Source organism: Mameliella sp. CS4 (genome assembly GCF_019392335.1).
Lineage (GTDB): Bacteria > Pseudomonadota > Alphaproteobacteria > Rhodobacterales > Rhodobacteraceae > Antarctobacter.
This window is the reverse complement of sequence record NZ_JAHXRQ010000019.1, coordinates 75173-101286: the sequence shown is the minus strand read 5'-3', so window position 1 is coordinate 101286 and position 26114 is coordinate 75173. Positions and strand designations below refer to the sequence as shown.

The window sequence follows — 26114 nt, the reverse complement described above, 5'->3', positions numbered from 1 at the left end:
TTTAAGGTCAGCGGCAGGCAAGAGCAAGCGAGGCGGCATGGACCTGATTGACGACGGACCAGAGGGCAACACGCCGGAATTCAGCGTCAGCGAACTGTCGGGCGCGGTCAAGCGCGTGATCGAGGGCGAATTCGGCTTTGTCCGGGTGCGGGGAGAGGTTGGACGCGTGTCGCGGCCGCGCTCGGGGCATGTCTACCTTGACCTCAAGGACGACCGTTCGGTGATCTCGGGCGTGATGTGGAAAGGGGTCGCCGCCCGTCTGCAGACCCAGCCCGAAGAGGGGATGGAAGTCATCGCCACCGGGCGCCTGACAACCTTCCCCGGCCAGTCCAAGTACCAGATCGTGATCGAGGACATCCGCCCGGCGGGCGCAGGCGCGCTCATGGCGATGCTGGAAAAGCGCAAGGCCGCCCTTCAGGCCGAGGGGCTGTTTGCGCCCGAACGCAAGAAACGCTTGCCGTACCTGCCGGCAATCATCGGCGTCGTGACCTCGCCCAGCGGCGCCGTGATCCGCGATATCCTGCACCGTCTGCGCGACCGGTTCCCGCGCAAGGTGCTGATCTGGCCGGTGGCGGTGCAGGGCGCGAAATGCGCCCCCGAGGTGGCCCGCGCCATCGAGGGGTTCAACCGGCTGACCCCCGGCGGCGCCTTGCCGCGCCCCGACCTGCTGATTGTCGCGCGCGGCGGTGGCTCGGTCGAGGATCTCTGGGGCTTCAACGAGGAAGTGGTGGCGCGGGCGGCGGCGGCCTCTGACATCCCGCTGATCTCGGCGGTGGGGCATGAAACCGATACCACCCTGATCGACTTCGTGTCCGACCGGCGGGCGCCGACGCCCACAGCGGCGGCGGAACTGGCGGTGCCCGTGCGCATGGAGCTGATCGGCGCGGTGCGCGATTTCGGCACCCGGATGGAACGCGCCATGTCGCAGCGGCTGGAGGTCCGGGGCCAACGGCTACGCGATCTCTCTCGTGCTCTGCCGCGCCCCGAGGAACTGCTGGATGGGCCGCGCCAACGGCTGGACCTGCACGGCGAACGCCTGCCGCTGGCCCTGTCGCGGTCGGTGGAACGGCGCAAGCTGCATCTGTCAGAGACCGCCGGTAGCCTGCGCCCCGGCGTCCTGACCCGCGCCATCGCCGTGGAGCAGCGGCGGCTGGAGGATCGCGCCGCACGCCTTGCTCCGGCGCTGGCCCGTCTGGTCGCGGCCCGACGCGAGGCGCTGGGCCGCCGCGCCGACCGGCTCAGCCCGCGCCAGGTCACGCGCGAGATCGCGGTGGGGCAGGAACGGCTGGCGGGCCTGACCCGCCGGCTGGACGAGGCGATGACCGCCCGCCAGGGCGAAAAGCGCCGCAAACTGGATGCGCTGATGCGCCTGCACGAGACGCTGGGCTACCGCGAAACGCTGCGGCGCGGCTACGCCGTGGTGCGTGGCGACGGGCATGTGGTCACGACCAGGGCCGCCGCCGAGGGCGCCACGGGGCTCGAAATCGAATTTGCCGATGGCACGCTCAAACTTGGCGGGCGTTCCTCACCCCGAAAATCGGCCAAGCCGAAACCGCCGGAACAGGGCAGCCTGTTCTAGCTCCGAACCTTCATTCTGCGTCACAACCGCCCGCAGGCTTTCCTTTTCTTCTGCACTCGCATAGGATTCGCTGCATTGCACCAATGCCGGGGAGGGCGCCTGTGGCCGAGAGTGAAAAACCGCTGCTGATCAAGCGATATGCCAGCCGGCGGCTCTATAACACCGAGACCTCCGACTATGTCACGCTCGAGGACATCGCCGGGTTCATCCGCGACGGGCGCGACGTCAAGATTGTCGACCTGAAATCCGGCGACGACCTGACCCGCCAGTACCTGTTGCAGATCGTGGCCGAGCACGAAAGCAAGGGCCAGAGCGTCCTGCCCATCAACGTGCTGACCGACCTGGTGCGCAGCTATACCACCCAGGCCACCAGCGCCGTGCCGCAGTTCCTGGCCGCCAGTTTCGAGATGTTCCGCGACAGCCAGTCCAAGTGGTTCGAAAACGTCAATTCCATGAACCCGATGGCCAAGGGGTTCGAGGCGATGCAGGCCCAGCAAGAGGCTTTCCTCAAGGCGATGGGCGGTCAGCTTCCCGGTGAAGAGGGCGACAAGCCCGCGCAGGAAAGCAAGGAAGACCTCGAGACCATCAAGAAACAGCTGTCCGACCTGCAGAACAAGCTGTCCAAGCTCGACAAGTGATCTATCCGGCCGGGGGCGCCCCGGCCGCCCTCGTTGCGGCGACAGGGGCGCGGCCTGACCGCCTCAGGTGCCGTAGGCGCGTTGCGGCGTCATGGCCTGTTCTGCGGCGCGTGTCAGCACCGCGGCCACGGCGTCACAGTCCGTGAGTGAGAGGCGGGCGGGCAGGCGGGTGTCGCAGGCACGCATCAGCATCGCGCGGGTCCGCGGCAACTCGGGCATTTCGGGCAGGAACTGCCAGTTCCAATAGGCGCGGGCATTGTCGCGGCTCAGGCCAAAGACCTGCACCTTGACGCCCTCGGCCCCGGCGGACTCGACAAAGGCGCGCACCTCGGCGTCACTCATGCCGCACAGGTTGAACTGCAGCGAATCCGGCGCGCGTTCCTCGGGCGCCAGCTTTGCCGGGACCGCGATCCAGGGGCTGCGGTCGATCTGCGCCGCGACATGGTCATGGTTGCGGCGCCCGTCCGTTACCCGACGGTCGATATGCGGCAGTTGCGGCCGGATCACCGCTGCCGAGAGGTTCGACATGCGCAGGTTGTAGAGCGGCAGCTTGTTCTGCCAGCGGGCAAAGGCCTCTTCCAGCTCGGCGGTATTGTCGCCGGGGCGCAGGTGCTTTTTCCAGGCGTGCTCATAGGCGCCCGACAGGATCACGGCGCGGGCCACGATCTCGGCGTCGTCTGTCACCAGGATGCCGCCTTCGCCGGCATTCACCAGCTTGTAGCTCTGGAAACTGAAACAGCCGACACGGCCCAGCGTGCCGATCTTGCGCCCGTGCCAGGTGGTGCCCAGGCTGTGTGCCGCATCCTCGATCACCGGCACATCCGCCTCGGCGCAAAGCGCCAGGATCGCGTCCATGTCCGAGGTATGGCCGCGCATGTGGCTGACGATAACCGCCTGCACGCCGGGCAGGCGGGCGGCGAAATCCTTCATGTCGATGCGGTAATCCTCGCCCACCTCGCAGAGCACCGGCACCAGCCCCGCGTGCACGATCGACGAGGGCACGGCGGCAAAGGTAAAGCCGGGGATCATGACGCGCGCGCCCCTGGGCAGGTCCAGCGCCTCCAGCGACAGGAACAGGGCCGCCGAACAGCTCGACACCGCAAGGGCGTATTTCACGCCCATGAACTCGGCGAACTCGCGTTCCAGCAGGGCAACGGGGGCATCTTCGGGGGCGGTGTACCGGAACAGGTCGCCGGACTGCAAAAGGCGGTCGATCTCGGCGCGGGCCTCGGCCGGGATCGGCTCGGCATCGTGCATGTTCGGAAGCATGTTTTCAAAATCCTGAAGTTCGGTTTTCGAAAATGTAAAACAGTTAAGGGTGTGAGGGAAGCCCCAAAGCGTCGCAGGCCCTTCCGGCAAGCAGTGCGTTTGGTCGCGGGCACGGCATTGGATCCGCTCCACGGATCCGATCCAGTTGTCCCAATTGTCGGAGTGAGTGCAGGCTACAGGCCCAGTCGGTCGCGCATCGCGTACCAGGTCATCGCCAGCACCAGCAGGGGCGACCGGAACGCGGCGCCGCCCGGAAAGGCGGGGCTGGGCAGGGCGGCGAAGGCGTCGAAGCCTGACGATTGCCCGCGCACCGCCTCGGCCATCAACAGGCCGGCCTGCACCGCGTTGCCCACCCCGTGCCCGGAATAGCCCGAGGCGCTCAGCACATTAGGCGCAAGCCGGGCCAGATGCGGCAGGCGTTTCATGGTGATCGCCAGCGTCCCGCCCCAGGCATGCGTCAGTTCCACGTCGCGCAGATGCGGAAAGATCTCCAGCATCGGCTTGCGCACCGTCGCGCGGATGTCCGCGGGGAAGCGATAGCCATAGCTCTCGCCGCCGCCGAACAGCAGCCGCCCCTCCGGCGACAGCCGGAAGTAATTGACGACAAAGCGGTCGTCCGACACCGCGATTTCCTCACGCAGCACGCGTCCGGCCTCTGCCCCCAGCGGTTCCGTCGCCACCACGAAATTGTTGATCGGCATGACCCGCGCCGCCACCTGCCGGTCCAACCCGCCCAGGTAGCCGTTGCAGCCCAGAACCAGGTGATCGGCCACCACGCGCCCAGCGTCGGTCTGCACGGTCACCGTCTTGCCATGCCGGATGTGATGCACATGGCTGCGCTCGAAAATCCGCGCCCCGGCGCCTTCTGCTGCCCGTGCCAGCCCCAACGCCAGTTTCAGCGGGTTCAGATGCGCCGCCCCCCGGTCCAGCACCCCGCCGCGATAGGCCGGAGAGGGGCAGAGCGCCGCAAAGGCCTCCATGTCCAGCACCTCCAGCGCATAGCCATAGTGACGGTCCATATGCGCGGCATAGTCGTGCAGCTCGCGCACCGATCCGTCCGAGGACCCGGCCCAAGCGATGCCGTCGCGCAGATCACAGTCGATCCCATGCCGGGCCGCCAGGTCCCGCACCAGCGCCTTGGCCGCCTCACCCAGGTCCCAGAACCGGCGCGCCTCTTCGCGCCCCACCATCTTCTCCAGTTTGACCTGGTCCTGCCGCTGGCCGCTGCCCAGCTGCCCGCCGTTGCGTCCCGAGGCGCCAAAGCCCACCCGATGCGCCTCGACCAGCACGACTTCCAACCCGGCTTCGGCCAGATGCAGCGCCGCCGACAGCCCGGTGAACCCACCGCCCACGACGCAGACATCGGCCCGCACCTCGCCCTTCAGCACCGGGTAGGGCGGCAATTCCGGGGTCACCGCCGCATACCAACTCTCGGGATAGGCCCCGCGCCGGTCATTGGAAAACAGAAGATTCACAGGACAACTCCCGGTTTCTTTTGGCTGAAAATACCTCCGGGGGAGGCTCGCAGAGCCGGGGGCAGAGCCCCCATCCCACCACCTGCGCGCGCGTCAGCGCGCACCGCTGGATTACACGTTCAACAACAGGTGCTCTCGCTCCCACGGAGAGATCACCTGCAGGAATTCCTCGTATTCCGTACGCTTGACGATGGAATAGACCCTCGCAAACTCCGGCCCCAGCACCTCGTGCAGCGCGTCGGCTCCGTCGAAGATGTCCAGCGCCTGGCCCAGAACCCGGGGAATGTCGCCCTCGCCCTCGTAGGCATCGCCGCGAAATTGCTTCGACGGGCGCCGCTCTTCCATCAGGCCGAGATAGCCGCAGGCCAGCGAGGCCGCGATGCCGAGGTAGGGGTTGCAGTCCATGCCCGCCAGCCGGTTCTCCACCCGCCGCGCCTCTGGGCCGGACAGCGGGATGCGGATGCCTGTCGTGCGGTTGTCGCGTCCCCATTCCAGGTTGATCGGCGCCGCGTGGTCCTTCACGTAGCGTCGATAGCTGTTCACGTAAGGCGCCAGCACCGCGATGGCCGAGGGCAGATACGCCTGCAGCCCGCCGATGAAATGGAAAAAGGCATCCGTTTCACCGCCCTGCGGGCCGGAAAACAGGTTCTTCCCGGTTTCGAGGTCCAGCACCGAGTGGTGGATGTGCATCGCGCTGCCCGGTTCGTCGGCGATGGGCTTGGCCATGAAAGTGGCGAAACAATCGTGCCGCAGCGCCGCCTCGCGGATCAGCCGCTTGAAGTAGAACACTTCGTCCGCCAGCTTGACGGGCGAGCCATGCCGCAGGTTGATCTCCAACTGCCCGGCGCCGCCTTCCTGGGTGATGCCGTCGATCTCGAATCCCTGCGCCTCGGCGAAGTCATAGATATCGTCGATCACCGGGCCGAACTCGTCCACGGCGGTCATCGAATAGGCCTGGCGCGCGGCGGCAGGGCGGCCGGAGCGGCCCATCATCGGCTCGATGTCCTTGGCCGGGTCGACGTTGCGCGCCACCAGGTAAAACTCCATTTCCGGCGCCACCACGGGTTTCCAGCCCTGCGCCTCGTAGAGCCCCATCACCCGTTTCAGGATGTTGCGCGGGGAAAAGGGCACCGGCACGTCGTGCCGGTCATAGGCGTCGTGGATCACCTGCAGGGTCCAGTCGCCGGTCCAGGGCGCGGCGGTCGCGGTGCTCATGTCGGGCTTCAGGATCATGTCCCGTTCGATGAACCCGTCCTCTCCCGCGGCCTCGCCCCAGTCGCCGGTGATGGTCTGGAAGAAGATCGAATCCGGCAGGTGGAAATAGTCCATCCGGGCGAATTTCGAGGCCGGCACCGCCTTGCCCCGCGCGATCCCGGGCAGGTCCGAGACGATGCATTCGACCTCGTCCAGGCGGCGCCCCTCCAGGTAGGCGCGGGCCGGTTCGGGCAGGCTTTCGGTCCAATCTTTCGGGGCGCTCGTGTCCACGGAATGTCCTTTGCGTTTCAGGCGGCGCGCTCTGGCAGCCGCTTGTGTTTCAGGAAGAAAATCAGGTCGTCGATCAGTTCGGCACTGTCCAGGGGCGCATCCAGCCCGGCCTCGGCCTCTTGCAGGATCTCGTCGGGCACCACGCCGCGACCGCGCTTGTCGATCAGGCCCTTGGTAAAGGCGCGGTCGAACTCGGGGTGGGGCTGCACCGTGTAGGCCTTGCCGGGATAGAGCAGGGCCGCATGTCTGCAGAACTCATTGCTGGCCAGCGTCACCGCGCCCTTTGGCGGCTCCGTCACCTGGTCCTGGTGCCAAGCCATGACCGTTTTCGGCCCGCGTCCCGCAAAGTCATAGGTCTGCGGCCCCACGGCCCAGCCGCCGGGATATTTCACGGCCCGGCCCCCCAGCGCTTGCGCGATGACCTGGTGACCGAAACAGATCCCCACCAGCGGCTTGCCCGCCGCGACGATCTGCCGGATCAACTCTTCGAGCGGCGGCAGCCAGGCGTGATCCTCATAGACCCCGTGGCGCGAGCCGGTGATCAGCCAGCCGTCGGCGGCCTCCGGTCCCGGCGGAAATTCCCCGTTGACCACGGACCAGGTCTCGAACGCGAACCCGGCGTGGGACAGGCGATCCATGAACATTTCCGGGTACTGGCCGTGGTCCTGCGCCAGTTCCGGCACCACGATGCCCGTCTGCAATATGCCGATTTTCATGAAACACCCATGTTCCTGGCCCGCAAGCTAGGCGCGCGCCGCGCGCCCTGCAAGCTCAGACCGTATCCAGGTAAAGGTCCATCTGTTCGTGCTTGGTCAACTCGGCCAGGTCGCGCAACTCCTGCCGCTTGGTCAGGACAAAATTGCGGATCAGCTCCTGCGGAAAGATTCGGGGGATCACCTTGCTGTCGGCAAAGGCCTCGATGGCGCTGCCCCAGTCACGCGGGATATGCGGCAGGTCCTGGTCGTAGGCGTTGCCGGTGATGCGCTCGGGCGGCTCTGTGCCGTCTTCCATGCCCATCAGCGCGGCACCCAGGATGGCCGCCAGTGCCAGGTAGGGGTTCACGTCACCGCCCGCGACCCTGTGTTCGATCCGGCGTGCCGCCGGCGGGCCAGAGGGCACGCGCACCGCCGCCGTGCGGTTGTCATAGGCCCAGCAGATCGCCGAGGGCGCGTGAGAGCCGGGCACGATGCGCTCATAGCTGTTCAGATGCGGGGCATAGACCAGCGCGCTGTCCGACAGCGCCGCAAGACAGCCGCCGATGGCATGGCGCAGCGCATCCGTGCCCTCAGGCCCGCCGTTGTCGAAGATGTTCTTGCCGTCCTTGTCCAGCACCGAGAAATGCGCATGCATCCCGTTGCCCGAATAATCCTCATAGGGTTTCGCCATGAAGCTGGCGGCAAAGCCGTGTTTCCGGGCCAGCCCCTTGACCAGCTGCTTGAACAGCCAGGCATCGTCGGCGGCTTTCAACGGGTCCGCCTGGTGCATCAGGTTGACCTCGAACTGGCCGATTCCCGCCTCGGAAATCAGCGTGTCGGCGGGAATGTCCATGACCTCGCAGGCCTCGTAGAGGTCGGTAAAGAAGATGTCGAAGGCATCCAGCGCCCGGATCGACAGCACCTCCGCCGCGTCCCGCCGCTTGCCCGAGCGGGGACTGATCGGCACCTGCAGGCGCCGCGTGCTGTCGTCGATCAGGTAGAATTCCAGCTCGACCGCGACAACCGGAGTCAGCCCCTTTTCGGCAAAGCGTTTCTGCACGAAGGACAGCGCGTGGCGCGGATCGCCCTCGTAGGGGCGGCCGTCCTCGTGGAACATCCAGATCGGCAGCAGGGCGGTCGGCGCCTCCAGCCAGGGCATGGGGACAAAGCCGCGTTCGGTCGGGAACAGGATCGCATCACGGTCGCCACTGTCAAAGACCAGCGGGCTGTCGGCGATGTCCTCGCCCCAGATGTCGACGTTCAGCGCCGAGAAGGGAAAGCGCGTGCCGCCCGTGAGCATCTTGACGGCGCTGGGGATGGGCATGCGTTTGCCCCGGGCGACGCCATTCACGTCACAGGCGGCGGCTCGGATGGTGCGGATTTGCGGGCGGTCGTGCAGCCAGTCGGCGCTGGGGGCGGGCATGGGGATCTCGTGCTTTCAGAATTTGATCAAATTCATAGGCGAGCCCGCGCCGTTGGGCAAGGGGGGCGTGTCCGCTACGTCGCGGGACGCGGCTGGCCGCCCCTTTTGCGGGCACAGTTTGGCCCGGGTTAACCGTTCCTTGCCGGTTTGTACGTTTTGCCGGAATCGACGTACGTTTTGTACAAAACGTACAGGGCGCACCACCTGCCGCCGGGTCTGGTTACTCCGGCATGAAGGCCCGCGCCTTCTCCCGCACATCGTCGGGCACATCCATCGCCCGCCGGGCTTCCAGAGAGAGCATTACGCACTTGAACAGTGTTTCAAAGGCCAGTTTTTCATCGCCGCAGCGGATCAGCCGATGCCGGAAGGTCATCGACTTGCTCCCGATCGCCAGCACTTCGCTTTCCAGTCGAATGCTGTCGCCCGCCTCCAGTTCGGCAAGAAAGTCGCTCTCAGCATGGACCACCGCAAAGGATAGTTGTCGCCCGCGGCGCATGTCCTCGGCGGTCAGGCCCATTTCGGACTGGATTGCAATGACCCCGTCCGAACAGGCGGCGAAGTAGCGCGAGACATTCATGTGCCCCAGGAAGTCGCAGTCGGACGGATCTACGACAGAGCGAAAAGTGATCGTGGCGGTCATCGTGATTTCCTTATCTAGCTGCAGCCCCCCTTTGGGGAATTTCAGCGGATCAGGTTCATCCGCATCTTCAACCGCCCCCGCACCTCTTGCGGCAGGTGCCGGTTCAGCCGCCGGTTCACCAGCCCGAAACAGGTGATGATAACCAGCGTCACCAGGATGAAATACCCCGCCAGGATCGGGTATGGGACAAAGGGGTTGAAGGTCTTGTCAGCGAAGTAATTGGCGTAGTAGAGCGCGTCGCCCTTTTGTCGCCACGCCGGAAAGCCCGAGAAATAGACCAGCGTCGTGGCGTGAAAGAGAAAGATCGCTTCGTTCGTGTAGGCGGGCCAGGCCAGCCGCAACATGGTGGGCCAGGTGATCTTGCGGAACTTGGTCAGCCCCGAGAATCCATAGGCATCCGCCGCCTCCGTGTCGCCCTTGGGGATCGAGAGCAGCGCGCCATAGAAGATTTCACCGGAATAGGCGGCGGTGTTCAGGAACAGCACGATCGCCGCCCCCAACCAGGCCGAGGTGAAGGGGTCGAAGACGGGCGAGACGGATTTCAGGCTGAGGAAGGCGAAATAGGCAAAGAAGAACTGGATAAACAGCGGGCTACCACGGAAAACAAAGATGAACCATTCCGAGGGTTTGCGCGCCAGCGGGTTCGAGGACGCCTTTCCCAGCGCCACCACCGTCGCCAGGAAGAACCCGGTCAAGAGGGCGATCAACCCGAAGTAGACGTTCCAGATCATCCCCGAGCCGATCAGCGTAAACTGCTGGCAGAGCGTGAAATCCTCGCGCGGCAACAACCGCTCGCCGATGCCGATGGAGCGCAAGCCATAGTCGGCGATGGTCTGCAAACAGCTCATGCCGCTTTCCTCTGCGCTTCGCCGCCGGAGGTCGCCTGGCCGTGGGTCAACCGCTTCATGATCCGGTCGAGTACGATCTCCGACGCCCGCGTGAACAGCAGGTAGAAAACCAGCAGGGCCAGGAAATACCACATGCGCCAGTCGCCATGTGGATAGTCGGTGAACCGGGCTGTCTTGGTCCCGCCCAGTTCGCGCGCCCAGTAGACGATATCCTCGACGCCGAGGAGAAACAGCAGCGGTGTCGCCTTGATCAGCACCATCCAGAGGTTCGACAGGCCGGGCAGGGCAAAGACCCACATCTGCGGCACCAGGATGCGCCAGTAACATTGGCGCGGGCTCATGCCATAGGCCTCGGCGGTTTCCATCTGGGCGCGGGGCACGGCCCGCATCGCGCCATAAAGGACATTGGCCGCGAAGGCCCCGAAAACAATGGCAAAAGTCAGCACCGCCAAGAAGAATCCATAGGTTTCGTGTACCCATTGTGCCGCGTTGCCCTGTGGCAGCTTGGCCGCGGCGCAGACAACGAAATCATTGCCCTGCCGGATCGGCTGATCCCAGTCGGGGCATTTCACCTCGTGCCGGATCCATTCAAAGAACTGGTCGAGCGCGATCACGAAGAACAGGAAAAAGGCGATGTCCGGGACGCCGCGCACCACGGCGATGTACCCACGTCCCAGCCAGCTGATCGGCAGGATGCGCGACCGGGCCGCCGAGGCCCCGGCAAAGCCGAAAGCCAGCGCGGCGGGGGCCGTGATCGCAAGGAGCAGCAGGACCGTACCCACCGAAAAGTAGATGGCCATGTGCTTGCCCGTGGTCAGGTAGCAAGCCATCCATGCGATGTCCGAGAGCGTTTCGGGATCAGTGCAGAAACCGAACATCGTGCCCCCTGTGCGTCCCCACTGTCACCTTTTCTCCGTCCCGGTCAGGTCCACCTGTTTCGCCTTCTTTGTTGACCGTCGCAGAGTTCCCCGGCACGATGTGTCCATTCAACTCATTTTTTTCAGGAGGCCAAAATGCCGGACGAATTCGTGTTCAAAAAGCCGATCCCCGCTGTCGTCGACAATGGATCGGGCATGTTCCAGCCCCCCGCAATCGATACCTTCGAAGACCCGCTGCTGGGCAAGTCCGGTCCGCCGGTCTTTCAGGAGGGCGCATTCACCCCCTACGCCTATCTCAAGATTCCCGACATTGCGGGCGAATCCTTTACCGATGAGGGTTTTGTGCCGCCGGCTTTTGAAGACCCGTTGCTAGGCTGAGGGAATGGCCGCGCGGCACGCACCGCGCGGCCCGAAACTTCAGAAAGTCTCGCCGACTTCCCATTTCTCGATCAGCGCGTTCAGCGTGCCGTCGTCCTTCATCGACTGGATGGCCGCGTCGAACTTGGCGCGCAGCTCGCCGTCGCTTTCGCGCAGGCCCATGCCGATGCCACCGCCGATCAGGACGTCGTCACCGACAAAGGCCAGATCGGCGCTTTCCTCGGCGATGGGCGCCAGGTAGGCCTTGTCGGCCAGCACCGCGTCGGCTTCGCCATTGCGCACGGCGGCGATGGTTTCATCCGGCGTTGCGAATTCGACCAGCGTGGCGCCCATCTCGGCGATGTAGGAGGCCTGAATTGTGCCCGCCTGCGCGGCAAAGATGCCGCCTTCCATGTCCAGGTCCATCCCGTCCATTGCCAGGAAGGCGGAGGGGTCGGGCTGGGTGTAGTTCTGGGTAAAGTCGATGACCTCGTCCCGTTCATCCGTGATCGACATGCCCGCGATGATCGTGTCGTAGTTGCCGGAGACGAGGTTGGGGATGATCGAATCCCACTCGTTCGTGACCCATTCGCAGGTCAGCTCGGCGCGCTTGCACAATTCGTCGCCAAGCTCGCGTTCAAAGCCGGCCACTTCGCCGTCATCGTCGATGTAGTTGTACGGAGGGTAGGCGCCCTCGGTGCCGAGACGGACCACCGAATGGCTTTCCGCGAAGGCCGCACCGGCGAACATCGTCAGCGCCACGGTGCCGATCAAAAACGTCTTCATTTCGTTACTCCCTGTTGGTCTTCCGGCGGCTGTCCCGCCGATTTTTGGTTGCTGGCCCTGGGGGCCTAGGCATGGACGGTCGACTTCAGGAACCCCCGAAGCCGCTCCGATTTCGGCGCGCCGAAGAGTGTCTCCGGCGGGCCCTGTTCCTCGATCAGCCCCTGGTGCAGGAACACCACGTGGTCGCTGACATCAGAGGCCATCTTCATGTCATGGGTCACGATCAGCATCGTGCGCCCCTCTTGTGCGAGCGACTTGATCACCCGTACGACCTCCTGCTCCAGTTCCGGGTCCAGCGCGCTGGTCGGCTCGTCGAAGAGGAGCGCCTCTGGCTCCATGCAGAGCGCGCGGGCAATGGCGGCGCGCTGTTGCTGGCCGCCGGACAACTGGGCCGGGTAGGCGTCGCACTTGTCGCCGATGCCCACCTTGTCCAGGTAGCCGCGCGCGGCCTCTTCCACCTGCGCCCGGTCGCGGCCAAGCACCGTGACCGGTGCCTCCATGACGTTCTGCAGGATGGTCATATGAGCCCAAAGGTTGAACTGCTGGAACACCATCGACAGGTTCGTGCGGATGCGCAGGACCTGCTTGGCGTCCGCCGGGCGGCGGTTGTGGCCGTCGCCCTTCCAGCGGACCGGCTCACCCTTGAACAGGATCTCTCCTTGCTGGCTGTCTTCAAGCAGGTTGCAGCAGCGCAGCAGCGTCGACTTGCCGGATCCCGACGAACCGATCAGCGAGACGACATCGCCCTTGCGCGCCGTGATATCCACGCCCTTGAGCACTTCGAGCGACCCATAGGCCTTGTGCAGGTTTCGGATTTCGATGACGGGCGTTTCGGACAAGCGGAGCCTCGGACAGATCGCGGGATGCCCGGTATCAACACGCAATCGTGCGGGCTTGGCAAGGGGGAGGGTCGCAAAAAGCCCTGCGTGACCTCGGGTCAGGTGGGCGGTGATGCCGGGACAGGCAGGTCGAAATAGCGTTGGGGGTCGAAGACGTGGAAGGAAAGCGGGCCGCCCATCTCGTAAGGGTCGCCTTGCGGAACAAAGTCAACGACCGCGTCAAGCAGCGCCGCCCGAAGCGGCGCAGGATCAGTGCCTCGGGAGGCTATCAAGGGCAATCCCGGTGTGGCCGCTGTATGGCCGGCAACATGGACCTTGGCGGAGGCTGGCTCAAAACGCTTGAGCAGACGCCAGGTCACCGCATCGACAAATGCGATATCCGCGTGTCCCTGAGCCACCGCATCAAGCGAACCGGCATGGGAGCCGGTTTGGACGAATGCACTGTAAGTCGGCACCCTGGCAAAGGGCGTGCCCCCTTGCGAAGCCGCCCAACCGGACTGGCTGTCGGAGGAATTGTAGGCGAGGCGCAGGCCGTCGATCCCCTTCACGTCACGCGGATCATGGCGACCAAGGTGCCTCAAGACGCGCGAGTAATAGTGTCCCGGCGTGCAGTTCAGGCCGAAGCCGAGCGTTCCCACGTAGGTCACCCTGTTCTTCAGCACCGTCCGAAAAGGCAAGCCGCAGGTCATCGACACGGCCAGATCGTCCCGCAACCAGTGATCGCTCCACGGTTCGGGGATCGCGTCCGGCGGTGTCAGGTCCGGCAACTCCAACCCGTGGCGGCCGCCCGCCGATTGCACGCACGACCAGAAGTCGCGCCAGGACCGCGCGTTCTCTTCCCGCCAGTACATCGGCAGGCTGGCGATCATTTCTTTTGCTCGACCCGTTGCCGCGCCAGCGCGCTGTCCCGGTCGTTGATCCCCAGGAGGTTCGAAACCAGCCGCAAGAGCGCGTCCTCCTCGGCCTCGCGCACGCCATCGGCCAGAACCACCTGCCAGAGCGCCTCGATCACCGCGATGCGGTGCTCGTACGGGACGGCATCCTTGATCGCGCGGGTAAAGCGCACGGTGTCGGGTGCCTCTGCCTCCAGCCCCTCGGCTTCGCCACGCAGGCGCGCGGCCTCGAAGGGGGACAGCCCATAGCGCGTGGCGATGATGCGGTCGATGCGGTCCCGCTCGCTGTCGTCGAAGGAACCATCGGAGCGGGCGACCCTGACCAAGAGCGCGGTCAGCGCAAGTCGGGCGTCTTCGTCGGGCAAGGGGGCGGGGTCGGTCGCCGTCAGGCGCTTGAGGAAATCTGCGAACATGATCTGCGATATAGGCCCGGTTTTGGGCGGACACAATTCCTCAGGGGATGACGGCCGCGCTGCGCGCCGCTTCGTTGTCATGCGGCGCGACGCCAAGCGCCTCTTCGACCAGTTGCACCAGCGCCGCCTCGCGGGCGTCGGTGATCCCATCGGCCCAGGCCACCTGCCAGAGCGCCTGAACGGTTTCGACGCGGTGGGCATAGTCCACGTTTTCGCGGATCAGAGCCATCATCTTCGCGTCATCCTTGATCTCGCGGGCCAGTCTTTCACAGGTGGCGCGCATCTTGGCGGCCTCGACGGGGTTCAACCCGAAAGCCGCCGACAGCGTCCGGTCGATCTGGCTGATTTCCTCGAAGAGATAGGTATCGTCCGCCCGCGCCACGCGGACCAGAAGCGTGCCAAGCGCCAGCTTGGCATCCGGCTCCGGCAGCGGCGCGGGCTGGCGCGGACCGTGGTGGAAAAAGGCTTTCAACCGCTCGAACATGGTCGGCCTCCTGATGGTTCGGCAAAGGCGTAGCACGGCGCCAGAGGCCACGTCACCTGCCTGGTGTTGCGGTCTTCGCGAATTGGGCCGAGAGTGGTTTCAGTGCAGCGTCCAACCCCCAGGGCGGGTTCACCACGAACAGTCCGGAACCGATCATCCGGTGCCCGTCACGGGCGGGCGGAAAACGGACTTCATGGCGCAGGGCCTCGGGAAACGCGGCCTCCAACTGGCGCAGCATGGGCGCATGTGTCCCGTCCCGCAGCAGTGGATACCACAGTGCCAGGACGCCCACGTTCCATTTGCGGGCGAGCGCCTGCATGGTCCGGGGCACACTGGCGTAATCCGCCTTCACTTCCCAGCTTGGGTCGATCAGCATCAGCCCGCGGCGGGGATCGGGCGGGCAGAGGCTTTGCGCCATCTCGTACCCGTCCTGCTTGTAGACCCGCGTATTGGGCGCCCGCACCGCACGGGCCAGCGCCTCGTGTTCCTGGGGATGCAGTTCTGCCAGGTGCAGCCGGTCGTCCTCGCGCAACAGGCTTTGCGCGATCAGGGGCGAACCGGGATAGGCCGTCGGTCCCCGCTCAGCGCGCACCCGGGTCAGCGCCCGGGCATAGGGATGATCGGCGCCGAACCAGCTTTCGGCCCGGGCGATCCCCTGTGCCGCCTCGCCGGTCTTGACCGCCTCGGCCCCCGCCAGGTCATAGAGCCCGCGCCCCGAGTGCGTTTCGATATAGCTCAGCGGTTTCGGCTTGCGGGTCAGATAGTCCAGCATCCAGGCCAGGGCGGCGTGCTTGTGCACGTCGGCAAGGTTCCCGGCATGATAGGCGTGTTGATAGGACAGCATGTGAGCGGCCTAAGAGTTTGCGGCGGGGCTGGCAAGGGCCTGCGGCGCTGGCCGCTTGCGCATCGCCCGCAACCCGGTATCTCATGCGGTATTGCAGACCCAAAGGAACTTGGCGAGGCGGATTGATGGCACAGGGCGGCGTGCAGGGCGTGATTGACCGCGAGGCGCGGGAAAAGGAGCTGCTGGAGTACCTGCGCGTCTACGTCATGATCTGGCAAAAGATCGACTTCATCTGGGGCATGTTCCTGACCTCCTACATTCCGCTCTTCGGCTTTCTGCATTTCTACCAGGGCGAGATGGGGGGCAGTTTCGCCGGGATGTTCGTGCTGGCCATCGCGATCTTTACCTATGTGAACGGGCAGGCGTTGCGGCAGCACTATGACCTTGCGATCACCATGAGCCGCGAGTTCCGGCGCCTCAACCGCTCTTTCCCGGACATCAACGGTGCCCTGACCCGCACCGCGCATGACAAACGCCCCCGGCTGGTCTGGCTCACGCATGGCGCGGCCTTCGGCGGGATGCTCTACATGATGGTGGGGCGGATTGGCACCGGCTTTTGTGCGCCCGGCACGGCAGAGGGCGGCTGGAACTGCGTCTTTACGCTGGTCTTCGGCTGAGGCGCCGTTCGCCTGCGAACCAGAGTTCCAGCAAGGCGAGGTAGGGCAGGTAGAAGGCCCAGACCATCGCGCGGTCGAAGGGGCCTTGGAAATCCTCCACCCCGATGCCACCCGTCGTGGCGAACCATAGCCCGTAGTGCAGCCGGTAGAGGTAGGAGCCGACCGCCAGCACCATCAGGCGCAGCGCCCAGCGGCGGTGCCGGGTGAAATCCTTGTCGATGGCATAATAGACCGAACTGGCGGCGGCGAGGATCATCAGCGCGCCGTACAGCGCGAACCAGCCCGACATCCAGGGGCCACCGACCGTGCCCTGCAGCGCGATATAGAGCAGCCCCGCGAAGCCGGTGAACACGGCGGTCGTGGCCAAAGTATAGCCCGAAACCCGATGCAGGCGCGGCGCGCGGCGCCGGATCACCGGCAAGAGCTGCAGCGGCACGGTGGCGGTGATGACGGCGCCGGTGATCATATGGGCATAGATGGCCAGGTTCGAGAGCGGCGCGCCGGGATGAAACAGCCGCCCCAGCGCCTCGGGCACGCCTTGCAGCGCCAGCACGGGCCGGGTGAACGCGTGCCAGGCAAAGGGCAGCACCATCAGGGCCAGAAGGATCAGCAGGACGGAGGGCAGGACGCGGCGGAACATGGCGGAAGGGTAGGGCGGATTGTGTGGGGCGGGAAGGGGGGAGCACTCTCACTGTGTTGGAAACGAGCGCGAAGCGCCCGGGCGCGGACTCAAGCCCGGAGGGCGCCGCGCGAGCGTCATGCTGAAAGCATGCCTCGGGCATGACCCGCCCGCCGCTTTGGTAGAACTGGGGGATGACTATCGGGGTCCAAAGGACGTGTCGTGATAAAGCGCACCCGATCAACCGTTGGAGCGCCTACTCGCCAGCCGGCGCTCGCGCGGTTTACGCAACTATTCGTCGTCGTTGCTTGGAAGATGTTCCAGAAGTTTCATGGTGTTGCCTGCAATCGAAAGGACTTTCTTTACCGCATTGTCACTCCATCCCAATGCAGTCAAAGCCAAAGAGGCGGCTTTGGCAGCTTTTTGCCAAAATCCGGCCGTATCATTCCCGGTTCTTGGGGCGTTGAGAACAATCGCGCCTACCAGAGCTTCCGTCTCATAGCGTAAATCCTCAGCTCCAAATAGCGCCGCGTTCTCCAATATTGATACTATATGGTCTATTCTTTGTGCAATGTTTCGGCGAATATCTAAAGGTATATCAATATTTGCCAAATCTTCCTTCAGGGAGCGAAACTTTGTCACTGCTTCTTCCGTGTTTGGCGGTGCAGGTTGACGATTAATCTTCCCATCGAGAGCAAAGTGAATATTGTTTAAGTTCACAATATTCTCAGGCTTGAGAAAGTTCTTGCTTGCCCCTTCAATCGTGAGGTGCACATGGCTGAAATTTTCAAGGCCGCTGAAAGGATTGATATAACTGTATAGCTGTTTCTGCAGGTGCTGATCATATTCCAGCTTGTCGATATCGGCTTTGGTCTCTTTGACTAGCGCATGCAAACGACTGAGGACGACCAATTCCCTATCTGCGCCCTCGATGTCCAGAAGATCAGCGACTACTGTCAGAAACCGGTCCTTAAGGCGCTGTCTGATATTTATCTTCGACAGAACGAAACTCAATTGTTGTGCTGAAGTAGTCATTTTCCCCTCAAACCAACCGCGACACCTCTTTCGCCGCCCGCACAAAATCCCTGAAAAGAGGATGCGGGTCAAAGGGTTTCGACTTCAGCTCGGGGTGGAACTGGACGCCGATGAACCACGGATGGTCCGGCCATTCCACGATCTCGGGCAGGCGGCCGTCCGGGGACATGCCGGAGAAGACCAACCCGCAGGTTTCCAGCTGGTCGCGGTACTTGATGTCGACCTCGTAGCGGTGGCGGTGGCGTTCGTCGATGGCCGTCTTGCCATAGACCTGCGCCACCTTTGACCCCTCCTTGAGCACCGCGTCATAGGCGCCCAGCCGCATGGTGCCGCCCTTGGCGTCGTCCGGGCGGCGGTTGACCTTCTCGTTGCCCTGCACCCATTCTTTCAGGTGATAAACAACGGGTTCGAACCGCTTTTCCCCGGCCTCGTGGTCGAATTCCTCGGACCCGGCCTTTTTCACGCCGGCCACGTTGCGCGCGGCCTCGATCACCGCCATCTGCATGCCCAGGCAAATGCCCAGATACGGCACCTTGTGTTCGCGGGCGAATTGCGCCGCCTTGATCTTGCCCTCGGTCCCGCGCTCGCCAAAGCCGCCGGGGACAAGGATGGCATCGAACTTCTCCAGATGCGGCGCCGGGTCCTCGCGGTCAAAGATCTCGGCATCGACCCATTCGACCTTGACCTTGACCCGGTTGGCCATGCCGCCGTGGGTCAGCGCCTCGGCGATGGACTTGTAGGCGTCTTCAAGCTGGACGTATTTGCCGACGATGGCGACGTTGACCTCGCCCTCGGGGTTGTGGATGCGGTCGCTGACGTCCTCCCATTTCGACAGGTCGGGCTTGGGCGCCGGGCTGATCTGGAAGGCGTCCAGAACCGCCTGGTCCATCCCCTCGCGGTGATAGGCCAGCGGCGCGTCGTAAATCGACGACAGGTCCTGTGCGGCAATCACGGCATCGGGGCGGACGTTGCAGAAGAGCGCCAGTTTCTCGCGCTCTTTCTGCGGGATCGGCCCCTCGGACCGGCAGACGAGGATGTCCGGCGCAAGGCCGATGCTGCGCAGCTCCTTGACCGAGTGCTGGGTCGGCTTGGTCTTGAGCTCACCGCTGGCCTTGATCCAGGGCAGCAGGGTGAGGTGCATGAAGACGCACTGGCCGCGCGGCTTGTCCTGGGAAAACTGGCGGATCGCCTCGAAGAAGGGCAGGCCCTCGATGTCGCCGACGGTGCCGCCGATCTCGCACAACATGAAGTCGACCTCGTCCTCACCGATCGAGATGAAGTTCTTGATCTCGTCAGTGACGTGCGGAATGACTTGGATCGTCTTGCCCAGGTAGTCGCCCCGCCGCTCTTTCTCCAGCACGTTGGTGTAGACCCGCCCCGAAGAGATGGAATCGGTCTTGCGCGCAGGCACGCCGGTGAAACGTTCGTAATGGCCCAGGTCCAGATCGGTCTCGGCGCCGTCGTCGGTGACAAAGACCTCGCCATGCTCAAAGGGCGACATGGTGCCGGGATCGACGTTCAGATAGGGGTCCAGCTTGCGCAGGCGGACGGAAAAACCGCGCGCCTGGAGAAGAGCGCCAAGAGCGGCAGAGGCAAGGCCCTTGCCAAGCGAAGAGACCACACCGCCGGTGATGAAGATGAAGCGCGCCATCTGGGTAACCCCGTGATTTTTGCAGGCAATTGCCTGCGTTCCTGCAAGTTCAGACGCGGCTTGTACCGGATGTGGCACCAGCTGCAACACGGGATTTGAGACATAGTGGATTCGCGCGGATTTGTCCAGATGACCGCTAGATGCTGTTGCGCAGCATGGGCGATCTGCAAGGGATTGTAGGCGGTCTGCCGCCTTGTCGGGGTATTCCTGACTGCGGGTTTCCGGGGCGCAACTGGTATTCTTGGCACGGAATTCGGAACCGCGCGCGGTGCCTGTGACGGCTTTGTCCTGGGCAGCTGAACCCGGTGCGCGCCATCATGCAGGAGACAGGATATGGCACTGGAAATTTACCTTGAGGGGACCCTGAACGGCGAGGCTCTTGCCGAGAGGGAGGCGAAGCAAGGCGGCGCAGGGCTGCGTTCGGACGGAGAGTTGGTGCAGGCAGTGCGCGACATCTCCGAGACGGATGCGTTTGTCTTTTCCAGCGGCGGGAAGGCGCCCCTGGGTGGGTTCTCCGATGTCTCCGGTCTGGGGGTAGAGGTGACGGTGGCCGAGTATCGTGACGGCACCGCGCATACTCCGGAGCATACATCGGAGTGGCGCGACCTGAACTCCGGCGACCCGGGCGGGAGCCCGGTCAGTTCCGATCCCGAATGGCGCTATGTGCCGGTCCGGCGGTTTGCCGAAGACAGCGAGACGGATCTTGGGCTTGCCTGGGACGATGGGTTGTTCTGATCGGTCCGGAGGCGAAATCGATCCAGAAACGAAAAAGGCGGCCTCGAAGGCCGCCTTTCCAAGAATGTCACAGTCCGGTTCAGTCGGCGCGCGGCACCAGCGGCGCGTCGGGGTCGCCGCCGTCCGCCGAGGGCGGCGGGACCAGCGCGTTCGGGTCGATCCCGTCAAGGCCGGGGGCGGGGGCCGGTGCATCGGTGGCAGGCTCCTGCGTGCCGAGGCGATCCAGGATCGAGCTGCCCGAGGCGTTCTGGGCGGCGATGATCGTCAGCGTGATCGAGGTGATGATAAATCCGACCGCAAGGATCCAGGTCAGCTTGCCGAGCGCGCTCAGCGGGGCCCGCTGGCTCATGGCGCCGCCGCCACCGCCGATCCCCAGGCCGCCGCCTTCGCTGCGCTGAAGCAGCACGACGCCGATCAGGCCGAGAGCCAGAAGAAGGTGGACAATGAGGATGACGTTTTCCATGGGGCCTGCGCCTGTTGGGTCGGTTTCGGGGTCATGTAGGCGAAGCGCTGCCCCGGTGCAAGCAATGAAACCGTAAGCTGCCCGGCACCCAGTCGGTCACTCTGCGGGTTTGACGGGCGGGACGCCAAGAGACATGCAGCCGGTTGGGTCTTCTGGAGTGCCGGCCGTGCAGACCACGCACCAGTCCTGGCCGGGGATGCAGCAGTTCACCACCGCCGGGCTGTCCGAGTGTGTCCAGGGGGCGCCATCCTCGGCCTCGCATATGGCAATCAGTTCCGCGGCGCGCGTATCCGTGAGGTCGAACGTGACGACCGCAGAGGCCGGGCCGGCGCCCAGTGTAAGGGCAAGAAAGAGTGCGGGCGCGTGGAATGCATGGATCATGAAATGCGACTGTCCTTCAAAATGGCCTGTTGCTTTGGCGACCCTGACACAGGAGGCAACAGCTGTCACGCGTAGCCGCGCCCGCCCGGGGTGCTTGCGCGGGCGGGCCCATCAGGGCAGGGTTCTCCCATGCCTCACGATCACGCCGATGATGCCCCGCCGCATAGCCTCTTGTCGCCCGAACCCGCCTTGCGGGTCAGGGCGCTGGAAACGCTTCTGACACGCAAGGGGCTGATCGACCCTGCCGCGCTGGACGAGATCATCGAGACCTATGCCCACAAGGTCGGGCCAAGGAACGGCGCGGCGGTCGTGGCGCGGGCCTGGGCCGATCCGGAGTTCCGCAGGCGGCTGCTGGAGGATGCGACGGCGGCGGTGGCCGAGATGGGCTTTACCGGGCGCCAAGGGGAACATGTGGTGGCGGTGGAGAACACAGCGGAACAGCACAACATGGTCGTCTGTACCCTGTGCAGTTGCTACCCGTGGCCCCTGCTGGGTATCCCGCCCGGCTGGTACAAGTCCGACGCCTACCGGGCGCGGGCGGTCCGCGAGCCGCGCAAGGTGCTGGCAGAGTTCGGTGTGACCTTGCCAGAGGGGCAGCGCGTGCGGGTCTGGGATTCGACCGCCGAGGTGCGGTATCTGGTGCTGCCCATGCGGCCGGTGGGGACGGACGGGCTGGACGAAAGCGCGCTGGCGGCGCTGGTCAGTCGCGACGCGATGATCGGCACGGCGCTGGTGGAGGCGCCCCGATGAGCCGGGTGCATGACATGGGCGGACGTTTCGGTGATGGGTCGGTGGTGCCCGGGCCCGAGGATGCCCCGGTCTTTGCCGAGGAGTGGCACGCGCGGGCGCTTGCGGTGACGCTTGCGTCCGGGGCGCTGGGGCAATGGACGCTGGACGCGTCGCGCCATGCGCGCGAATGCCTCGCCCCCGCTGATTACCTGGCGTTTTCCTATTATGAGAAATGGTTGGCCGGCTTGGCCGATCTTCTGGTTGCGCATGGCGTTGTTACCCGGGCCGAGCTGAGCGGGGCAGAGCCTGGGCCATCGCCCCTGGCCGGGCGCCGGTTGCAGGCCGATGCGGTTGCCGGGGCGCTGGCGCGTGGCGGGCCGGTCCTGCGCGACGGTCCCGCGTCGCGCTTTGCGCCCGGGGATCGGGTGCGCACGCGGCGGCCCGCGCGCAACCTGGCCGTCAATGGCGGGCACACGCGTCTGCCGGGCTATGCCGCCGGGCTGCGCGGCGTGGTCGAGCGGGTGCATGGCTGTCACGTCTTTGCCGATGCCAACGCGCATGGATTGGGCGAACAGCCGGAACCGCTGTACACCGTGGTTTTCGATGCAGGAGAGGTCTGGGGCGCGGCGGAGGCGCCGGGGGACACGGTCAGCTGCGATCTCTGGGAAAGCTACCTGGAGGCAGAGACGTGACAGAGCCGGTCTTTGAGGCGCCCTGGCACGCGCAGGCCTTTGCCCTTGCCGTCTCGCTGGAGGCGCGGGGCGCCTTCACATGGCCGGAATGGACGCGGATATTTGGCGGGGTTCTGGCCGAACATGGCCTGTCCAGGGAGCTGGACGGTGGCGATGACTATTTCAACGCGTGGGTTGCGGCGCTGGAACGGATCTGTGCCGAAAAGGGCATCGCCGGGGCTGAAGACCTGCGCGCGCTGCGCGACGCCTGGGAAGCGGCCTACCTGAGCACGCCGCACGGGGCGCCTGTGCGGATCGGCTGAGCCTCAGGCCACGCGCCGCCCGGCGACATAGGTTGCGGCGATGGCGCGGTCGTCCCCCATCATGATGGTCGGAAACAGCGCCTCCCAGAGGTCATTGGCCTGCGCGCTGCGCTGGGCGATGGCGGTGGTCGAGGCGAGGTCGAGCGCGATGAAATCCGCCTCCATCCCCGGCGCGAGGCTGCCGATGCGGTCATCCAGCCGCAAGGCACGGGCAGAGCCGGTGGTGGCCAGCCAGATGAGTTCCGCCGGGTGCAGGGCGCGCCCGCGCAACTGGGCGATCTCGTAGGCGGCGGCCATGCTGCGCAACATGGAAAAGGACGAGCCGCCTCCGGTATCGGTGGCGAGACCGACGCGGTGGCCCGCGCGCGTCAGCCCGTCCATGTCGAAAAGACCGGACCCGATAAAGGTGTTCGAGGTCGGGCAATGGATCAGCGCGGCATCGACCTCGCGCAGGCGATCCTTTTCGCGCGGCTCAAGGTGGATGGCATGGCCGTAGAGGCCATTTGCGCCCAGCAGGCCATGCGCTTCGTAGGTGTCGAGGTAATCGCGCGCCTGCGGATATAGCGATTTGACCCAGGCGATCTCGTCGGTCTGTTCGCTGAGATGCGTCTGCATCAGGCAATCGGGATGTTCGGCCCAGAGCGCGCCGAGGGCGGACAGCTGATCCGGCGTCGAGGTGGGTGAAAAGCGCGGCGTGATGACGTAAGAGGCGCGGCCTTGCCCGTGCCAACGGCCCAGCAGCGCCTTGCTGTCGTCATAGGCGCTTTGCGCCGTGTCGCGCAGCCCCTCGGGTGCGTTGCGATCCATGCAGGTCTTGCCCGCCAGCACGCGCATTCCCCGTGTCTCGGCGGCCTCGAAGAAGGCGGTGACCGACGTCGGGTGGATGGTGCAATAGCTGCAAACCGTGGTCGTGCCCTGCGCCAGCAGCAGGTCGAGGTATCGACCCGCGATCTCGGCGGCATAGTCCGGGTCGCCAAAGCGCATTTCCTCGGGGAAGGTATAGGTGTTCAGCCAGTCGATCAGCCGCTTGCCCCAGCTGGCGATCATGGCGGTCTGCGGGTAATGCGCATGCGCGTCGATGAAGCCGGGGAGCAGCAGGGCCTGCCCGTGGTCGGTGACGCTGGCAAATTCGCCCTGCCGCAGCGCCTCGGCCTCTCCGACTTGCGTGATGAGGCCATCCTCGACCACCAGCGCGCCTTGCGTGTCGTGCCGGGCCGCACCCGGCCCCTCGACAAAGGGATCGGCGGTGAATGTCAGTGTCTGACCCAGGTGCAGGTGACGTTTGCTCATGCAGAAAATCCTAGGCAGGTCGCGAAGAAAGGTAAATCGCCATAGTCCCCCCTGTCGCCCGCCAACAGCTTGTCATAGGGTCGGGCGACGACAGGTGGAGGGCAGGGCATGGCCGAAGAGCTGGAGGCAGAAACCACCGAGACCGACGACGCCTATGCGCTCGACCGCAAGGCCGTCGCGGCGATTCTCTACGCGGTGGATGTCGAGGACAGGGACCAGCTTGTCGAGCTGATGGAGCCGCTGCACGCGGCCGACATCGCCGACTTGCTGGAACAGATCAACGCCTATGATCGCGGCCGGCTGATCCGGCTCTACGACAAGGAATTCGACGGCGAGATCCTGTCGGAACTGGACGAGACGCTGCGCGAAGAGGTCTTTGCCGCGCTGACGCCCTCGGTCCTGGCCGATGCCGTGCGCGAGCTGGACACCGACGACGTCGTAGACCTTGTCGAGGATCTGGAAAGCGACCAGCAGGACGCGATCCTCGACGCGCTGGAAGCCGGTGACGCGGCGGCGGTGCGACAGTCGCTGAGCTATCCCGAATTCTCCGCCGGGCGCTTGATGCAGCGCGAGGTAGTCATGGCGCCCGAACACTGGAGCGTGGGTGACGCCATCGACTACATGCGCAGCTCCGACCGGCTGCCGGAGCAGTTCTATCACGTCGTTCTGGTGGACCCCCGGTTGCGCCCCGTGGGCAACGTGACGCTGGGCAAGATCATGTCGTCGCGACGCGATGTGCTGCTGAAATCCATCGTCGAAGAGACCTTTCACACCATCCCTGTCACGCGGGACGAGGGCGAGGTGGCCTATGCCTTCAACCAGTACCACCTGATCTCGGCGCCTGTCGTGGACGACAACGAGCGGCTGGTGGGCGTGATCACCATCGACGACGCGATGGCGGTGCTGGACGAGGAAAACGAGGAAGACATCCTGCGCCTGGCCGGTGTCGATGGCGAAAGCCGCCTTTCCGACCGGGTGATCGAGACGACGAAGCGTCGATTCCCTTGGCTGGCGGTCAACCTGGTGACGGCGGTGCTGGCCTCGCTGGTGATCGCGCAGTTCGAGGCGGCCATCGCGCAGGTGGTCGCACTGGCCGTCCTGATGCCCATCGTGGCCTCGATGGGCGGCAACGCGGGCACCCAGTCGCTGACCGTCGCGGTGCGCGCATTGGCGACCAAGGACCTTACCGGCGCCAACCTCTGGCGGGTGATCCGGCGCGAGGTGGCGGTGGGGCTGATCAACGGGCTGGCTTTTGCCGTCATCATGGGGATCGTGGGTATCCTCTGGTTCGGGTCGCCGCAGCTGGGCGGGGTGATCGCCACGGCGATGGTGATCAACCTGGTGATCGCGGGTCTGGCCGGGATCGTTATTCCCGTGATCCTGGAAAAGGTCGGTGTGGACCCGGCGCTGGCCTCCGGGGCCTTTGTGACCACGGTGACGGATGTGGTCGGCTTTTTCGCCTTTCTGGGACTGGCAGTGATGGTGTTGCTATGACGATTTTGGAAGACCGCAAGGCGGCGGCGCGCAAGGCGGCCTTTGCCCGCCGCAAAGAGGCCTTTGCCAGGCAGGCACCCGGTGCAGCAGGCAAGTTGAGCGAGGTGCTCGCGGGGTATCGCGGGGCGCCTCTGTCCGGCTTTCTGCCGATCCGCACGGAAATCGACCCGGTGCCCGCGATGGCCGAGGCTTCGGCGCACGGCCCCGTCGGCGTGCCGGTGATCGAGGCGAATGGCCAGCCGCTGAAATTCGCCCGCTGGGAGCCGGAGTGCACGCTGGTCGACGGGCCGTTCGGGGCGCAGATCCCGGAAACGCAGATCTATTTCGAACCGGAGGTCCTGATCGTGCCGCTGGTCGCCTTTTCCCGCGATGGCGGGCGGTTGGGCTATGGCGGCGGGTTCTATGACCGGACGCTGGAAATCCTCCGGTCGCGGCGGCCGACGCTGGCGATCGGCTTTGCCTTTGGCGCGCAGGAGGATGTCGATCTGCCGCTGGAGGAAACCGACCAGCCGCTGGACCTGATCGTGACAGAGGCCGAGGTCATCACTCCCGCGCGCTAG

The 26114-nt window shown here is 65.0% G+C and carries 30 protein-coding genes; 10 read left to right on the top strand and 20 right to left on the bottom strand.

Annotated elements, in window-relative coordinates; translation table 11 throughout:
• Window positions 1–37: 37 nt before the first annotated feature.
• Window positions 38–1579 (top strand): exodeoxyribonuclease VII large subunit, encoded by a 1542-nt coding sequence (xseA, locus tag KZZ07_RS19975; RefSeq protein ID WP_219516668.1) that lies wholly within the window; start codon window positions 38–40, stop codon window positions 1577–1579.
• A 101-nt stretch (window positions 1580–1680) separates the two neighbouring features.
• Window positions 1681–2217 (top strand): polyhydroxyalkanoate synthesis repressor PhaR, encoded by a 537-nt coding sequence (phaR, locus tag KZZ07_RS19970; protein WP_219516667.1) that lies wholly within the window; start codon window positions 1681–1683, stop codon window positions 2215–2217.
• A 63-nt stretch (window positions 2218–2280) separates the two neighbouring features.
• Here phaR and KZZ07_RS19965 read toward each other — a convergent pair whose 3' ends face one another.
• The 8 genes from KZZ07_RS19965 to KZZ07_RS19930 form a co-directional block, all read right to left on the bottom strand.
• The gene (locus tag KZZ07_RS19965; RefSeq protein ID WP_255564472.1) at window positions 2281–3486 is read right to left on the bottom strand and encodes a DegT/DnrJ/EryC1/StrS family aminotransferase; all 1206 of its coding nucleotides are present in this window, start codon (window positions 3484–3486) and stop codon (window positions 2281–2283) included.
• A gap of 173 nt (window positions 3487–3659) precedes the next feature.
• Window positions 3660–4961, bottom strand: coding sequence for an NAD(P)/FAD-dependent oxidoreductase (locus KZZ07_RS19960; RefSeq protein ID WP_219516666.1), 1302 nt, complete (start codon window positions 4959–4961; stop codon window positions 3660–3662).
• A gap of 111 nt (window positions 4962–5072) precedes the next feature.
• Complete coding sequence (locus tag KZZ07_RS19955; RefSeq protein ID WP_219516665.1) at window positions 5073–6446, bottom strand: glutamine synthetase family protein; 1374 nt, start codon at window positions 6444–6446, stop codon at window positions 5073–5075.
• Between the two features lie 17 nt (window positions 6447–6463).
• Window positions 6464–7162 (bottom strand): type 1 glutamine amidotransferase, encoded by a 699-nt coding sequence (locus tag KZZ07_RS19950; RefSeq protein ID WP_219516664.1) that lies wholly within the window; start codon window positions 7160–7162, stop codon window positions 6464–6466.
• A 55-nt stretch (window positions 7163–7217) separates the two neighbouring features.
• Window positions 7218–8564 carry a glutamine synthetase family protein gene (locus KZZ07_RS19945; RefSeq protein ID WP_219516662.1) on the bottom strand — a complete coding sequence of 449 codons (1347 nt, stop codon included), beginning with the start codon at window positions 8562–8564 and terminating at the stop codon, window positions 7218–7220.
• Window positions 8565–8784: 220 nt separating this feature from the next.
• On the bottom strand, window positions 8785–9204 hold the full coding sequence (locus KZZ07_RS19940) for an acyl-CoA thioesterase (protein ID WP_219516660.1): 420 nt from the start codon (window positions 9202–9204) through the stop codon (window positions 8785–8787).
• A 41-nt stretch (window positions 9205–9245) separates the two neighbouring features.
• On the bottom strand, window positions 9246–10052 hold the full coding sequence (locus KZZ07_RS19935; RefSeq protein ID WP_219516659.1) for an ABC transporter permease: 807 nt from the start codon (window positions 10050–10052) through the stop codon (window positions 9246–9248).
• Entirely contained in the window at window positions 10049–10930 is an 882-nt protein-coding gene (locus KZZ07_RS19930) for an ABC transporter permease (protein WP_219516658.1), read from the bottom strand. Before KZZ07_RS19930 ends, KZZ07_RS19935 begins: the two co-directional genes overlap by 4 nt.
• 135 nt (window positions 10931–11065) lie before the next feature.
• Between KZZ07_RS19930 and KZZ07_RS19925 the strand changes: the two genes are divergently transcribed.
• Window positions 11066–11308 (top strand): hypothetical protein, encoded by a 243-nt coding sequence (locus tag KZZ07_RS19925; RefSeq protein WP_219516657.1) that lies wholly within the window; start codon window positions 11066–11068, stop codon window positions 11306–11308.
• A gap of 39 nt (window positions 11309–11347) precedes the next feature.
• Here the strand turns inward: KZZ07_RS19925 and KZZ07_RS19920 are convergent, their stop codons facing one another.
• The 6 genes from KZZ07_RS19920 to KZZ07_RS19895 all read right to left on the bottom strand — a co-directional run bounded on the left by KZZ07_RS19920 (window position 11348) and on the right by KZZ07_RS19895 (window position 15546).
• Window positions 11348–12073 carry a transporter substrate-binding domain-containing protein gene (locus tag KZZ07_RS19920; RefSeq protein ID WP_219516656.1) on the bottom strand — a complete coding sequence of 242 codons (726 nt, stop codon included), beginning with the start codon at window positions 12071–12073 and terminating at the stop codon, window positions 11348–11350.
• Window positions 12074–12138: 65 nt separating this feature from the next.
• Complete coding sequence (locus KZZ07_RS19915) at window positions 12139–12912, bottom strand: ABC transporter ATP-binding protein (RefSeq protein ID WP_219516655.1); 774 nt, start codon at window positions 12910–12912, stop codon at window positions 12139–12141.
• A 98-nt stretch (window positions 12913–13010) separates the two neighbouring features.
• On the bottom strand, window positions 13011–13781 hold the full coding sequence (locus KZZ07_RS19910; RefSeq protein WP_219516654.1) for a phosphate/phosphite/phosphonate ABC transporter substrate-binding protein: 771 nt from the start codon (window positions 13779–13781) through the stop codon (window positions 13011–13013).
• Window positions 13778–14218 carry a tellurite resistance TerB family protein gene (locus tag KZZ07_RS19905; RefSeq protein WP_219516652.1) on the bottom strand — a complete coding sequence of 147 codons (441 nt, stop codon included), beginning with the start codon at window positions 14216–14218 and terminating at the stop codon, window positions 13778–13780. The genes KZZ07_RS19910 and KZZ07_RS19905 overlap by 4 nt, the downstream gene beginning before the upstream one ends.
• Before the next feature lie 40 nt (window positions 14219–14258).
• On the bottom strand, window positions 14259–14702 hold the full coding sequence (locus KZZ07_RS19900; protein ID WP_219516651.1) for a tellurite resistance TerB family protein: 444 nt from the start codon (window positions 14700–14702) through the stop codon (window positions 14259–14261).
• Between the two features lie 52 nt (window positions 14703–14754).
• The gene (locus tag KZZ07_RS19895) at window positions 14755–15546 is read right to left on the bottom strand and encodes a 23S rRNA (adenine(2030)-N(6))-methyltransferase RlmJ (protein WP_219516650.1); all 792 of its coding nucleotides are present in this window, start codon (window positions 15544–15546) and stop codon (window positions 14755–14757) included.
• 125 nt (window positions 15547–15671) lie between these two features.
• On the opposite strand from KZZ07_RS19895, the gene KZZ07_RS19890 reads away from it, so the two are divergent.
• Window positions 15672–16163: a hypothetical protein gene (locus tag KZZ07_RS19890; protein ID WP_219516649.1), complete on the top strand. Its 492-nt coding sequence runs from the start codon at window positions 15672–15674 to the stop codon at window positions 16161–16163.
• Here the strand turns inward: KZZ07_RS19890 and KZZ07_RS19885 are convergent.
• The 3 genes from KZZ07_RS19885 to pyrG form a co-directional block, all read right to left on the bottom strand.
• Window positions 16144–16803, bottom strand: a complete 660-nt coding sequence (locus tag KZZ07_RS19885; RefSeq protein ID WP_219516648.1) for a DUF2306 domain-containing protein — start codon at window positions 16801–16803, stop codon at window positions 16144–16146. The two genes, KZZ07_RS19890 and KZZ07_RS19885, sit on opposite strands and share 20 nt — an antisense overlap.
• Before the next feature lie 270 nt (window positions 16804–17073).
• Entirely contained in the window at window positions 17074–17817 is a 744-nt protein-coding gene (locus KZZ07_RS19880) for a hypothetical protein (protein WP_219516647.1), read from the bottom strand.
• 7 nt (window positions 17818–17824) lie between these two features.
• The gene (gene pyrG / locus KZZ07_RS19875; protein WP_219516646.1) at window positions 17825–19468 is read right to left on the bottom strand and encodes a CTP synthase; all 1644 of its coding nucleotides are present in this window, start codon (window positions 19466–19468) and stop codon (window positions 17825–17827) included.
• A 333-nt stretch (window positions 19469–19801) separates the two neighbouring features.
• Between pyrG and KZZ07_RS19870 the strand changes: the two genes are divergently transcribed.
• Window positions 19802–20203, top strand: coding sequence for a phage tail protein (locus KZZ07_RS19870; RefSeq protein WP_219516645.1), 402 nt, complete (start codon window positions 19802–19804; stop codon window positions 20201–20203).
• A gap of 79 nt (window positions 20204–20282) precedes the next feature.
• Here KZZ07_RS19870 and secG read toward each other — a convergent pair whose 3' ends face one another.
• The gene (gene secG, locus KZZ07_RS19865) at window positions 20283–20666 is read right to left on the bottom strand and encodes a preprotein translocase subunit SecG (protein WP_219516644.1); all 384 of its coding nucleotides are present in this window, start codon (window positions 20664–20666) and stop codon (window positions 20283–20285) included.
• A 96-nt stretch (window positions 20667–20762) separates the two neighbouring features.
• Complete coding sequence (locus KZZ07_RS19860; RefSeq protein ID WP_219516643.1) at window positions 20763–21047, bottom strand: hypothetical protein; 285 nt, start codon at window positions 21045–21047, stop codon at window positions 20763–20765.
• Window positions 21048–21176: 129 nt separating this feature from the next.
• Between KZZ07_RS19860 and nthA the strand changes: the two genes are divergently transcribed.
• Genes nthA through KZZ07_RS19845 form a run of 3 tightly spaced genes read left to right on the top strand, consistent with a single transcriptional unit; the run spans window position 21177 to window position 22770 of the window.
• Window positions 21177–21797, top strand: a complete 621-nt coding sequence (nthA, locus tag KZZ07_RS19855) for a nitrile hydratase subunit alpha (RefSeq protein ID WP_219516642.1) — start codon at window positions 21177–21179, stop codon at window positions 21795–21797.
• On the top strand, window positions 21794–22468 hold the full coding sequence (gene nthB / locus KZZ07_RS19850; RefSeq protein ID WP_219516641.1) for a nitrile hydratase subunit beta: 675 nt from the start codon (window positions 21794–21796) through the stop codon (window positions 22466–22468). Before nthA ends, nthB begins: the two co-directional genes overlap by 4 nt.
• The gene (locus KZZ07_RS19845) at window positions 22465–22770 is read left to right on the top strand and encodes a nitrile hydratase accessory protein (protein ID WP_300439252.1); all 306 of its coding nucleotides are present in this window, start codon (window positions 22465–22467) and stop codon (window positions 22768–22770) included. Before nthB ends, KZZ07_RS19845 begins: the two co-directional genes overlap by 4 nt.
• A gap of 3 nt (window positions 22771–22773) precedes the next feature.
• On the opposite strand, the gene guaD is transcribed toward KZZ07_RS19845, so the two are convergent.
• The gene (gene guaD / locus KZZ07_RS19840) at window positions 22774–24060 is read right to left on the bottom strand and encodes a guanine deaminase (protein ID WP_219516640.1); all 1287 of its coding nucleotides are present in this window, start codon (window positions 24058–24060) and stop codon (window positions 22774–22776) included.
• A gap of 108 nt (window positions 24061–24168) precedes the next feature.
• Between guaD and mgtE the strand changes: the two genes are divergently transcribed.
• Window positions 24169–25554, top strand: a complete 1386-nt coding sequence (mgtE, locus tag KZZ07_RS19835) for a magnesium transporter (protein WP_219516639.1) — start codon at window positions 24169–24171, stop codon at window positions 25552–25554.
• Window positions 25551–26114: a 5-formyltetrahydrofolate cyclo-ligase gene (locus KZZ07_RS19830; protein ID WP_219516638.1), complete on the top strand. Its 564-nt coding sequence runs from the start codon at window positions 25551–25553 to the stop codon at window positions 26112–26114. The genes mgtE and KZZ07_RS19830 overlap by 4 nt, the downstream gene beginning before the upstream one ends.